Raw genomic sequence first — 11,913 nt, 5'->3', positions numbered from 1 at the left:
CCGGACACCGGCGAGCAGGCGCTGGAGATCGCCGACATGCTGGTCCGCTCCGGCGCGATCGACATCATCGTGATCGACTCGGTGGCGGCCCTGGTGCCGCGCGCCGAGATCGAGGGCGAGATGGGCGACAGCCACGTCGGCCTCCAGGCCCGGCTGATGAGCCAGGCGCTGCGGAAGATCACCGGTGTGCTCAACAACACCGGCACCACCGCGATCTTCATCAACCAGCTCCGCGAGAAGATCGGCGTGATGTTCGGCAGCCCGGAGACCACCACCGGTGGTCGGGCGCTGAAGTTCTACGCCTCGGTCCGGCTCGACGTGCGCCGCATCGAGAGCCTCAAGGACGGCACCGACGTGGTCGGTAACCGCACCCGGGTCAAGGTCGTGAAGAACAAGGTCGCCGCGCCGTTCAAGCAGGCCGAGTTCGACATCATGTACGGCAAGGGCATCTCCCGCGAGGGCTCGCTGATCGACGTCGGCGTGGAGCAGGCGATCATCCGCAAGTCCGGCGCCTGGTACACCTACGACGGTGACCAGCTCGGCCAGGGCAAGGAGAAGGCCCGCGAGTTCCTCCGCGAGAACCCGGACGTCGCGGCCGAGATCGAGAAGAAGATCCTGGAGAAGCTCGGCGTCGGCACCGGTGGTGCGGGCGACGCCGCCGGTGGCCCGGAACTGCCGCCGGTCGACTTCTGATCCGCTGACCCGTGGCAGGACGACGCGCCCGTACGGGCCGGGGCTGGGATGCCAGTCCTCCCCGTACGGGCGACGCCACAGGTACGCCCCGGGGGCGCCGTGATCGCGCGGCGGAGTCCGACGCAGGGGAGGCTCCGGCTCCGCCGCGCGACGAGGCTGAGCTGGCCCGGGAGATCTGCCTTCGGCAGCTCGCGGTGCGCCCGCGTACCCGGGCCGAGCTGGCCGGCGCGCTGGCCCGGCGCGGCATCTCCGAGGAGATCGCCGAGCAGGTCCTCGACCGGTACGACGAGGTGGGCATCGTCGACGACGCGGCCTTCGCCCGTGCCTGGGTGAGCAGCCGGCACAACGGTCGTGGGCTGGCCCGCCGGGCGCTCGCCAACGAGCTGCGCCAGCGCGGCGTCGACGGCGAGGTGGCCGGCGCTGCCCTGGACGACCTGGACGAGGAGACCGAGGCGGAGACCGCCCGTGCCCTGGTGGACCGCAAGCTGCGCAGCACCCGGGGTGAGCCGGACGCGGTGTTCCGGCGTCTGGTCGGCATGCTGGCGCGCAAGGGCTATCCGGCCGGGGTGGCGATCCGGGCGGTGAAGGACGCGCTGGCCGCGCAGAGTGCCGAGGCGGCCGAGTTCGCCGAGCACATCGACGCCGACGCGATGGCCGACGCCGAGCACGATCTCGACTCCCGCCGGCTCGACTGACCGACCGCCGGCCGGCCGTCGACTGACCGACCGACTGACCGACCGGCGGTCGGTGTCGCGGCCGCCGTCCCGAGGGGAGGCGCACACCGTGCTGAAGGCATGTCTCAACGGCACCCGGCGGCGGGACGAGCACCCCGCCGTGCCGCTCACCCCGGCCGAACTGGCCGCCGACGCGGTGCGCTGCGCGGCCGCCGGGGTGGCGGCGGTGCACGTGCACCCGCGCGACGACACCGGCGCCGAGTCGCTCGACCCGGCGGTGATCGCCGCTGCGGTCACCGCGATCCGGGCTTCCCGTCCCGGCCTGCCGGTGGGCGTGAGTACCGGCGCCTGGATCGTCCCGGACCCGGCCGAGCGGGTCGCCGCCGTCCGCGCCTGGACGGTGCTGCCCGACTTCGCCTCGGTCAACGCCCACGAACCCGGGGCGGCCCAGGTCGCCGCCGCCCTGCACGAGCGCGGCGTGATGGTCGAGGCCGGCCTGTGGACGCCGGCGGCGGTCGACGCCTGGCGCCGCTGGTCCGCGCCCACCGGGCGGATCCTGGTCGAGTGCATGGCCGAGCAGGTCGAGACGGCGCTCGCCGACGCGGCGGCGATCCTCGCCGCGCTGCCCGACCAGCGCCCGCCGGTGCTGCTGCACGGCGAGGGGCCCGCCACCTGGCCGGTCTACGCCGAGGCGGTCCGCCGGGGTCTGCACACCCGGATCGGCCTGGAGGACACGCTGCTGCTGCCCGACGGCACCCAGGCCCCCGACAACGCCACCCTGGTAACCACAGCCCGCACCCTCGCCCCCCACTGACCCACCCACTGACCCACCCACCCCGACCGCCCCTGCCCCGTTGATCATGAAGTTGACGGCACTTGCCGTCCGTTTTGTCCAGGCCAACTTCATGATCGCGCCCGTCAACCTCATGATCGTGCGGGGGAGTGGTGGGCGGCGTCGATGGGGGAGGTGGCCTGAGCAGGTCGGGAGCGGCGAGTGGTGGTGCCGGACGGCGAGGTTTGTCCGGGCCTGTCCGGCATCTGATCACCAATGAGTGACGCTGTAACTTCTCTCCGTCCGGGTGGTTTGATCATGACTTCTTGACCGAACGGCCCCTCGCGACCTAGCCTCGCCATACAGGCTCACTTTGCCCGACCAGCGCAGGCTAAGCGCACAACATAGATCTCGTAACAGAACAGCATCACTTTGGCCAGCTACACCGGCCCTTGACGGAAGCTCCGGAACCTTTCGGGGCCTCCGACAACTGCAACCGGCCGCCAGCGGTGCCCCTCGCGGGTCACCGCCGACGGAAAGCTGCCCAGAACCAGCCGCTCCGGTCGGGCGTACAGAGCCGCAGGCGCGTGTCCTTCGCGCGCGTCCTGCGGCGCCGACGTTCAGGGGGAGGCGGCCATGGCGGGGCGGCACAGGTTCACCGGCGGTCTGCCACACGGCCCCGACCCCGCATCGGCGGGCGACAGCCCGGCCACCGGGTATCGACGAGCCGGCAACGCCGGCCGGGCCGGCGGAGCGGTTCGATGAGCGCCTTCGACATCGTTCTCCTCGTGGTGGTGCTGCTGCTCGTCGTGGTGGTGGTCGGTGCCGTGCTGTTCGGCGTGCGTACCCTCAAGCGGCTCAGCCTGGCGCCCGCGCCGGAGGATCCGGCCTTCATCGCGGAGAAGGACCGGCAGGAGCAGTCGCTCGCGGCGCTGCGAACCGCCGCCAGCGAGGCCAACAGCACCATCGACGTGGCGAAGTCCGCGGCCGCGGCGGCGCGGGCCGAGGCGGCCGCCGCGAAGGCGGAGGCGAAGGCGGCCCGGGCCGAGGCGCGGCGGGTGCTCGACGACGCCCGCGCCGAGGCGGACACCGTGCTGGAGCGCGCGCACAAGCAGGCCGAGGCGGACGCCGAGCAGTTGCGCGCCACCGCGCGGCGCAGCGGCGAGCGTGAGGTGGCGGTGCTGGCCGCCACCACCCGGGAGCAGGCGGCCGAGGTGGAACGCCGGGCCGCCCGGATGGACGAGCGGGAACGGCTGCACACCGAGGAGGTGGAGCGGCTGGCCGAGCGGGAACGGCAGCTCACCGCTGCCACCGCGGCGCTCGCCGCCCGGGAGGCCGCCCTGGCCGAGCGGGAGCGGACGCTGACCGAGGTGGAGGAGCAGCGCCGCCGGGAGCTGGAGCGGGTGGCCGGCCTGACCGCCGACGCGGCCCGCGCCGAGCTTGTCGAGTCGATCGAGGGGCAGGCGAAGCGGGAGGCCGCGCTGCTGGTCCGGGAGATCGAGGCGGACGCGCGGGGTAGCGCCGAGCAGCGCGCCCGCAACATCGTGGTGGACGCCATCCAGCGGGTCGCCAGCGAGCAGACCGCGGAGAGCGTGGTCAGCGTGCTGCACCTGCCCGGTGACGAGATGAAGGGGCGCATCATCGGCCGGGAGGGGCGCAACATCCGCGCCTTCGAGTCGGTCACCGGCGTCAACCTGATCATCGACGACACGCCCGAGGCGGTGCTGCTTTCCTGCTTCGACCCGGTACGCCGGGAGGTCGGCCGGGTCACGCTGGAGAAGCTGGTCCTGGACGGCCGGATCCACCCGCACCGGATCGAGGAGGTCTACGACCTGGCCCGGCAGGAGGTGGAGGAGCTGTGCCACCGGGCCGCCGAGGACGCGCTGGTCGAGGTCGGCATCACCGAGATCCACCCGGAACTGGTGACGCTGCTGGGCCGGTTGCGCTACCGGACGTCGTACGGGCAGAACGTGCTCAAGCACCTGGTGGAGACCGCGCACATCGCCGGCGTGATGGCGGCCGAGCTGCGGCTGGACGTGCCGACGATCAAGCGGTGCGCGTTCCTGCACGACATCGGCAAGGCACTCACCCACGAGGTGGAGGGCAGCCACGCCATCATCGGCGCGGACGTGGCCCGCAAGTACGGCGAGAGCGAGGACGTGGTGCACGCCATCGAGGCGCACCACAACGAGGTGCCGCCGCAGACCATCGAGGCGGTGCTGACGCAGGCGTCGGACGCCTGCTCGGGCGGGCGGCCGGGCGCGCGGCGGGAGAGCCTCGAGGCGTACGTGAAGCGGCTGGAGCGGATCGAGGAGATCGCGGCCGGCAAGCTGGGCGTGGAGAAGGTCTTCGCCATGCAGGCGGGCCGGGAGATCCGGGTGATGGTCAAGCCCGACGACGTGGACGACATCGGCGCGGCGGTGCTGGCCCGGGACGTGGCCAAGCAGATCGAGGAGGAGCTGACCTATCCGGGTCAGATCCGGGTGACCGTGGTGCGCGAGTCCCGGGTCACCGAGATCGCCCGCTAGACCGGGGAACACGAAAGGGCTGGCCGTTCACGGCCAGCCCTTTCACGTGTGGCGGGTCAGACGCCGCCGGCACCCTCGGCCTGCGAGGTGAGCGCGGCCGGTGGCGGGGCCGGCGCCGGGGTGCCGGCGCTCTTGCGGCCCTGGGAGAGCCGGTGCTGGACGTACTGGGCCAGCTTCGACAGCGAGTAGTTGATGGCGATGAACAGCACGGCGATCACCACGTACACCTGGATCGGGTTGCCCAGGACGCCGATGATCTGCTTGCCGATGTTGAGCGTCTCCTCGTAGCTGATGATGAAGCCCAGCGAGGTGTCCTTGAGCACCACCACGAGCTGGCTGATCAGCGCCGGGAGCATGATCCGGAAGGCCTGCGGCAGCAGGATCAGCCCGGTGGTCTGGAACGGGGAGAGCCCGATCGCCGAGGCCGCCTCGGCCTGCCCGGAGGGCAGGCCCTCCATGCCCGAGCGCAGGATCTCGGCGATGACCACGGAGTTGTAGATGGTCAGGCCGATGACGAGGTACCAGAGGTTGTCGAACGAGGCGCCGAACTCGGGGAAGCCGCGCGCCACGAAGAAGATGGTGATGACGACCGGCAGGCCGCGGAACACCTCGACGCAGACCCGGGTCACGGCGGCCAGCACCCAGCTCAGCCCGCGCAGCAGGTACGCCACAGGTGCGGCGGCTCCGGTGAAGCGCCGCCGGGTCAGGCTCTTGAGCTGGATCCGCAGGACGGCGAGCAGGGTGCCGACGACGAGCGACGAGACGATGGCCAGCGCGGCGGCGATCAGGGTGTTCTTGAGGCCGTACCCGATCCGGTCCCAGACGAGCGGGAAGTTCTCGTTCGAGGGGTCGACCAGCGGCCCCCACAGCTCCATCGAGAACTGGCCTTTGTCAGCAAGCGGCCGGTAGATGAACAGGTAGGCGCCGGCCAGCACCACCACGACGGCGACCAGGCTGCTGATGAGCGTGACGCGTCGCTGGCGCGGCCCGGGAACGTCGTAGAGGACGCTGGTCTGCTGGCTCATCGGGCCACCGCCTGTCGCTTCTCGATCCGGTCCAGCAGGGCGCCGAGCGGGACCGTCATGATCAGGTATCCGACGGAGATGCCGATCGCCACCGGAATGAAGGGGTAGCCGCCGGCGGAGGTGAGCTGATCGGCGGTCTGCGAGAGGTCACCGACCACGCCGAAGAAACCGACGAGCGCGGAGTTCTTGATCATCGCGATGATGACCGAGCCGAGCGGCACCACCGAGGCCTTCCAGGACTGCGGGAGCACGACGTGCCGCAGGTTCTGCCCGAAGGTGAGGCCCAGCGAACGCGCCGCCTCGGCCTGCCCGGGCGGCACTGCGTTCACGCCGGAGCGCAGGGCCTCGCAGACGAACGCGGCGGTGTAGAGGACCAGCGCGATCAGGCCGAACCGGAAGTAGGGCAGGTCGGTGCCGAGCCGGCTGAAGATCGAATCCAGGCCCGGGATACGCAGGAAGTCGGCGTTGGAGCCCAGCGCCGGCAGGCCGAACGCGGCGAAGAACAGCACCACTGTCAGCGGCAGGTTACGGAAGATGTTCACGTACGTGGTGCCGACCGCGCGCAGCGGCGGCACCGGCGAGATTCGCAGCACCGCCACGACGGCGCCCAGGATCAGGGCGCCGATCGCGGCGAGAAAGCAGATCTGGAGGGTGAGCCAGAACCCGCCCGCGAAGACGTCGAACTTGTCGATGAGCACATTCACGGGTCGGTTTCCTCCCCACCCTCCGGATCTAGCGGATCAGTAGCGGTTGACGGCGGGCGGGTCGCCCAGGGTGGCGCCGAACTTGCCGGCGGTGTCGTCCCACGCCTTCTTCCAGCTGCCGTCCTGGAACGCCTTGTCGAGCGTGTCGTTGATGAAGTTACGGAAGTCGGTGTCCTCCTTCTTGACACCGATGCCGTAGGGCTCCTTGGTGAAGTTGTCGCCGGCCATCTTGAAGGACGCCTCGTCCTTGGCGATGTAGCCGAGCAGGATGACGTTGTCGGTGGTGACGGCGTCGACCTGCTTGCCCTTCAGGGCGTCGCGGCACTTGTCGTAGGTGTCGAAGAGCACCAGCTGGGTGCCGACGTCCTTGACGTACTTCTTGATCTCCTCGGCCGGGGTCGAGCCGGTGACCGAGCAGACCTTCTTGGTGCCGTCCTTGAACGAGTCGGGGCCGGTGATGGCCGCCTCGTCCTTGCGGACCATGATGTTCTGGCCGGCCTCGTAGTACGGCCCGGCGAAGGCGATGCGCTCCTTGCGCTTGTCGTTGATCGTGTAGGTGGCCGCGACCAGGTCGACGGTGCCGTTCACGATGACGTCCTCGCGGACCTTCGACGGCGTCTCGACGTACTCGATCTTGTCCTCGGGGATGCCGAGTGCCTTCACGATCAGCTTGGCGACCTCGACGTCGAAGCCCTCCGGCTTGCCCGACAGGCCCTTCTGGCCGAAGCCCGGCTGGTCGAACTTGGTGCCGACCTTGATCTTCTGGGCCTTGCTCAGCCGCTCCATGGTGCTGCCGGCCGCGAAGTCCTTGCTGCCGGCGCCGGTGCCCTCGTCGTCGCTGTCGCCACCGCAGGCGGACAGGCCGAGCGCCAGAGTCGCCGCCGCGGCAACCGCCGCCACGCGCTTGTAACGCATACTCAATCTCCTTCTTCGACGGAGCCGCCGGGACGACTCCAACTACGGACGCTCAGTGAGTGAGGATCTTGGAGAGGAAGTCCTTGGCCCGCTCGCTGCGCGGGTTCGCGAAGAACTCGGCCGGCGGCGCGTCCTCGACCAGTTGCCCGTCGGCCATGAAGACCACCCGGTTGGCGGCGTGCCGGGCGAAACCCATCTCGTGGGTCACCACGACCATGGTCATGCCCTCGCTCGCCAGGGACGTCATCACGTCCAGCACCTCGCCGACCATCTCCGGGTCCAGCGCGCTGGTCGGCTCGTCGAAGAGCATCGCCTTGGGCTGCATGGCCAGCGCGCGGGCGATCGCCGCCCGCTGCTGCTGACCGCCGGAGAGCTGCGCCGGGTACTTGTCCGCCTGGTTGGCGATGCCGACGCGGTCGAGCAGCGCCAGGCCGCGCTCGCGGGCGGCGGCCGGCTTCTCCTTGCGCACCTTGACCGGCCCCAGCGTGACGTTCTCCAGGATGGTCTTGTGGGCGAAGAGGTTGAACGACTGGAAGACCATGCCGACCTCGCTGCGCAGCTTGGCCAGGGGCTTGCCCTCGGCCGGCAGCGGCTGCCCGTCGAACGTGATGGTGCCCTTGTCGATGGGCTCCAGCCGGTTGATCGTGCGGCACAGCGTCGACTTGCCGGAGCCGGACGGGCCGATCACCACGACCACCTCGCCCCGGCCGACGGAGAGGGACACGTCGTCGAGCACGTGCAGCGGCCCGAACCACTTGTTGACCCCGTCGAGCACGATCAGCGGGTCGCCCGTCGTCACGTCGTCCACCGTCCCTGTCGTCCATGCCGGAATTGGGGGTCGATCGACCCCCGGTTGGGCAACTGTAGGCGGGGTGATGTGGCAGTACGCAACTCAGATGGTCACGGAGCGGTAACACCGGTCACCTGCATACCGGCACGTCCGAATTTTGTCGCCGTCCGGGTGGGCCGAGTGGCGCCGAAGGCGCTGGCCAGAGATCATGAGGTGATGACCGACCCGATCCGGCTGACCGACTACGCCCGCGGTGGCGGCTGCGCCTGCAAGATCCCTCCGGGCGAGCTGGAGGCGATGGTCGCCGGCCTCGGCGCGACCGGCGGCTCCGCCGACCTGCTGGTCGGGCTGGAAAACGGCGACGACGCCGCGGTGGTCCGGCTGGACGAGCGTACGGGCCTGGTCAGCACCGCCGACTTCTTCACCCCGGTGGTCGACGACGCCTACGACTGGGGCCGCATCGCCGCCGCCAACGCGCTCTCCGACGTGTACGCGATGGGCGGCACCCCGCTCGTCGCGCTGAACCTGCTCTGCTGGCCGCGCGGCGTGCTGCCGCCGGAGATGGCCCGGGAGGTGCTGCGCGGCGGTCTGGACGTGGCCCGGGAGGCGAACTGCCACCTGGCCGGCGGGCACAGCGTGGACGACGACGGCCCGAAGTACGGCCTGGCGGTCACCGGCGTGGTCCGGCCGGAGGAGCTGATCACGCTGGACGCCGGGCGGGCCGGGCTGCCGCTGTCGCTGACCAAGCCGCTCGGCGTGGGCGTGCTCAACACCCGGCACAAGCAGACCGGCCAGCGTTTTCCCGAGGCGGTCGAGTCGATGGCCCGGCTCAACCGGGACGCGGCCCGCGCGGCGGTGGCCGCCGGCATCCGCTGCGGCACCGACGTGACCGGTTTCGGCCTGCTCGGGCACGCCTCGAAGCTGGCCCGCGCGAGCCGCCTCACGGTGGCGATCGACGCGGCGGCGGTGCCGTACCTGCCGGGCGCGCGGGAGGCGATGCGCGACGGGTACGTCAGCGGCGGCACCCGGCGCAACCTGGAGTGGGTCACCCCGTGGACCGACTTCGGAGGCGCGGACGAGGGAGAGCGGCTGCTGCTGGCCGACGCGCAGACCTCGGGCGGCCTGCTGGTCGCCGGTGAGGTGCCCGGTGGGACCGTCATCGGTGAGTTGCTGCCGGCCTCGGAGCACCTGATCCGGGTTCGCTGAACGCGCCGGTGGGCGCGGCGGGAACGCGAACGCGGCACCGTACCCGATAAACTGTCATCTTCCAGCTACTCTGGGCAACGTCGCCCGAGGGAATTTTGCCCGGAATGGTCACAGACCGGTAACTTGCGCCCGGCTGAGGGCAAATGCCCCCCACCATCGTCAGTAGGGCCCGATCCGGAGGCCGGTGGAAACGAGCGCGGCGAGGAGGCGGCATGACCGAGCTGTGGAACTGGAGAATCGACGGCGGCGAGCCGGTGGAGGTCTACCCGGCACTGGCCGAGGCGCTCGGCCGGGTGGTGATGCCCATGGCCGTCGCCGACCCGATGCGGCTCCCCGCGTACGCGGTGGTCTGCGACGTGTGGGAGGCGCCCGGGCTGTACGGCACCGTGGTCGACTGTTACGGCGTGCCCGAGAGCCTGGCCGAGCTGCCCGCGCTCGCGGCGCTGGCCCGGCTGCTGGGCCGCAACTGCCTGATGCGCGACGACACCCTCGACGCCGGCCGGCACCTGCTGTTCGCGCCGGACGGCACGATCCGCCCGGTGCACTTCGACGTGGCCGACACCGACGACGGCGAGGTGCTCAGCCACCACCGGCTCTGCACGCAGGCCGACCCGCGCTGCCGGGGCTGGTCGCAGTGCCACCGCTCCCGCTGGGCCCCCGACACGGTCGCCCCGGCGCTCGCCGCCGCCTGACCGCGAGCGCCGGCCGGAGGCGGTGACCGGCGCTCGCCGCCGTGCCCCCGCCCGGCGGCGAGCCGTGGCGGCCCCGGGCTCAGTCCCGGGTCGCCGGCTGCTGGCCCCGCACCACGAGCTGGTCGAGCAGCGTCGCGGTGGCGGCGGCCACGGCGTCCACCGCGGCGTCGAACGCGGCCGCGTTGTGCGCCGCCGGGGTACGGAATCCGGAGATCTTCCGGACGTACTGCAACGCGGCGGCGCGGATGTCCTCCTCGGTCACCACCGGGACGTACGGCTCACGCAGGGTCTTGATGCTCCGGCACACGGCTCCTCCTCGTTCGATCCGATCAGCTCCACCCGGATACGCTGTCCGGGTCATGACTACCGCAGCCGCGGGCAGCCCGCGCACCTACCAGGTGCGTACGTACGGCTGCCAGATGAACGTGCACGACTCCGAGCGCATCTCCGGCCTCCTCGAGGACGCCGGGTACGTGCGCGCCGCCGAGGCCGACGAGCAGCCCGACGTGGTGGTGTTCAACACCTGCGCGGTCCGGGAGAACGCCGACAACCGGCTCTACGGCAACCTGGGTCATCTGCGCCCCGTGAAGGCCAAGCACCCCGGGATGCAGATCGCCGTCGGCGGCTGTCTGGCCCAGAAGGACCGGGGCGACATCGTCCGCAAGGCGCCCTGGGTGGACGTCGTCTTCGGCACGCACAACATCGGCTCGCTGCCGGCGCTGCTGGACCGGGCGCGGCACAACACCGCGGCCGAGGTGGAGATCCTGGAGTCGCTGGAGGTCTTCCCCTCCACGCTGCCGACCCGGCGCGAGTCGACGTACGCCGGGTGGGTCTCGATCTCCGTCGGCTGCAACAACACCTGCACGTTCTGCATCGTGCCCTCCCTGCGCGGCAAGGAGAAGGACCGCCGCCCCGGCGACGTCCTCGCCGAGGTGCGCGCGCTCGCCGACGCCGGCGTGCTGGAGGTGACGCTGCTCGGGCAGAACGTCAACTCGTACGGCGTCGAGTTCGGCGACCGGTACGCCTTCGGCAAGCTGCTGCGCGCCTGCGGCGACATCGACGGGCTGGAGCGGGTGCGGTTCACCAGCCCGCACCCGAAGGACTTCACCGACGACGTGATCGCCGCGATGGCGGAGACGCCGAACGTCTGCCACTCGCTGCACATGCCGCTGCAGTCCGGCTCGGACGACGTGCTGCGGGCGATGCGCCGCTCGTACCGGTCGGAGAAGTACCTGGGGATCATCGAGAAGGTCCGGGCGGCGATGCCGGACGCGGCGATCACCACCGACATCATCGTCGGCTTCCCCGGCGAGACCGAGGCAGACTTCGCCCGCACGCTCGACGTGGTCCGGGAGGCGCGGTTCTCGTCGGCGTTCACGTTCCAGTACTCCAAGCGCCCCGGCACCCCGGCCGCCACGATGGACGGGCAGCTGCCCAAGCAGGTCGTGCAGGAGCGCTACGAGCGGCTGATCGCCTGCGTCGAGGAGATCACCTGGGCGGAGAACAAGAAGCTGGTCGGGGAGACCGTCGAGGTGCTGGTGGCGGTCGGCGAGGGCCGCAAGGACGAGCGCACCGGCCGGATGTCCGGCCGTGCCCGCGACGGCCGGCTCGTGCACTTCGCCACCGGTGAGCTGGCCGGGCAGATCCGCCCCGGCGACATCGTGCACACAGTCGTCACGTACGCCGCACCGCACCACCTCAACGCCGACGGCGCGCCGCTGGCACATCGGCGTACCCGGGCCGGTGACGCGGCCGAGGCGGGACAGGTTCCGCGTACCCCCGGGGTGCTGCTCGGACTGCCGACGATCGGCGCGCCGGCCGCGGCGCCCGCCCCCACCGGCGGCTGCACCGCCCACTGACCGGATGCAAGGAAGGGCCCCCTTTTAACACTTGGTGTTAAAAGGGGGCCCTTCC

General features: G+C 71.2%; 12 protein-coding genes. 7 read left to right on the top strand and 5 right to left on the bottom strand.

All coding sequences use genetic code 11. The features are described from left to right. The 4 genes from recA to rny form a co-directional block, all read left to right on the top strand. On the top strand, positions 1 to 693 hold a 693-nt coding region (gene recA / locus MCBG_RS33995; protein ID WP_043325737.1), incomplete at its 5' end, for a recombinase RecA. Between the two features lie 11 nt (positions 694 to 704). Further along, complete coding sequence (locus MCBG_RS12420; RefSeq protein ID WP_043325736.1) at positions 705 to 1,388, top strand: regulatory protein RecX; 684 nt, start codon at positions 705 to 707, stop codon at positions 1,386 to 1,388. 88 nt (positions 1,389 to 1,476) lie between these two features. Next, complete coding sequence (locus MCBG_RS12415; RefSeq protein WP_043330539.1) at positions 1,477 to 2,181, top strand: 3-keto-5-aminohexanoate cleavage protein; 705 nt, start codon at positions 1,477 to 1,479, stop codon at positions 2,179 to 2,181. A 719-nt stretch (positions 2,182 to 2,900) separates the two neighbouring features. Next, positions 2,901 to 4,667 carry a ribonuclease Y gene (gene rny / locus MCBG_RS12410; protein ID WP_030504155.1) on the top strand — a complete coding sequence of 589 codons (1,767 nt, stop codon included), beginning with the start codon at positions 2,901 to 2,903 and terminating at the stop codon, positions 4,665 to 4,667. A gap of 56 nt (positions 4,668 to 4,723) precedes the next feature. Here rny and MCBG_RS12405 read toward each other — a convergent pair whose 3' ends face one another. The 4 genes from MCBG_RS12405 to MCBG_RS12390 are packed head-to-tail and all read right to left on the bottom strand — an operon-like array spanning position 4,724 to position 8,119. Next, positions 4,724 to 5,692, bottom strand: coding sequence for an amino acid ABC transporter permease (locus tag MCBG_RS12405; RefSeq protein ID WP_043325734.1), 969 nt, complete (start codon positions 5,690 to 5,692; stop codon positions 4,724 to 4,726). Beyond that, positions 5,689 to 6,396: an amino acid ABC transporter permease gene (locus MCBG_RS12400; protein WP_043325733.1), complete on the bottom strand. Its 708-nt coding sequence runs from the start codon at positions 6,394 to 6,396 to the stop codon at positions 5,689 to 5,691. Before MCBG_RS12400 ends, MCBG_RS12405 begins: the two co-directional genes overlap by 4 nt. Before the next feature lie 36 nt (positions 6,397 to 6,432). Beyond that, on the bottom strand, positions 6,433 to 7,311 hold the full coding sequence (locus MCBG_RS12395) for a glutamate ABC transporter substrate-binding protein (protein ID WP_043325728.1): 879 nt from the start codon (positions 7,309 to 7,311) through the stop codon (positions 6,433 to 6,435). A 52-nt stretch (positions 7,312 to 7,363) separates the two neighbouring features. After that, positions 7,364 to 8,119, bottom strand: a complete 756-nt coding sequence (locus tag MCBG_RS12390; RefSeq protein ID WP_030504151.1) for an amino acid ABC transporter ATP-binding protein — start codon at positions 8,117 to 8,119, stop codon at positions 7,364 to 7,366. 198 nt (positions 8,120 to 8,317) lie between these two features. Here MCBG_RS12390 and selD point away from each other — a divergent pair, with 198 nt between their 5' ends. Continuing rightward, positions 8,318 to 9,307 carry a selenide, water dikinase SelD gene (gene selD / locus MCBG_RS12385; RefSeq protein WP_043325726.1) on the top strand — a complete coding sequence of 330 codons (990 nt, stop codon included), beginning with the start codon at positions 8,318 to 8,320 and terminating at the stop codon, positions 9,305 to 9,307. A 212-nt stretch (positions 9,308 to 9,519) separates the two neighbouring features. Next, the gene (locus MCBG_RS12380; protein ID WP_043325725.1) at positions 9,520 to 9,999 is read left to right on the top strand and encodes a hypothetical protein; all 480 of its coding nucleotides are present in this window, start codon (positions 9,520 to 9,522) and stop codon (positions 9,997 to 9,999) included. 79 nt (positions 10,000 to 10,078) lie between these two features. Here MCBG_RS12380 and MCBG_RS12375 read toward each other — a convergent pair whose 3' ends face one another. After that, positions 10,079 to 10,306: a DUF2277 family protein gene (locus tag MCBG_RS12375; protein ID WP_043325723.1), complete on the bottom strand. Its 228-nt coding sequence runs from the start codon at positions 10,304 to 10,306 to the stop codon at positions 10,079 to 10,081. Between the two features lie 52 nt (positions 10,307 to 10,358). On the opposite strand from MCBG_RS12375, the gene miaB reads away from it, so the two are divergent. Then, complete coding sequence (miaB, locus tag MCBG_RS12370; RefSeq protein WP_043325722.1) at positions 10,359 to 11,858, top strand: tRNA (N6-isopentenyl adenosine(37)-C2)-methylthiotransferase MiaB; 1,500 nt, start codon at positions 10,359 to 10,361, stop codon at positions 11,856 to 11,858. The last annotated feature ends 55 nt before the right edge of the window (positions 11,859 to 11,913 follow it).

The organism is Micromonospora sp. M42 (genome assembly GCF_000568915.1).
In the GTDB taxonomy this organism is placed as follows: Bacteria; Actinomycetota; Actinomycetes; order Mycobacteriales; family Micromonosporaceae; genus Micromonospora; species Micromonospora chalcea.
Note: the sequence above shows the minus strand (reverse complement) of the source record. Positions and strands in the feature narration are given on the sequence as shown.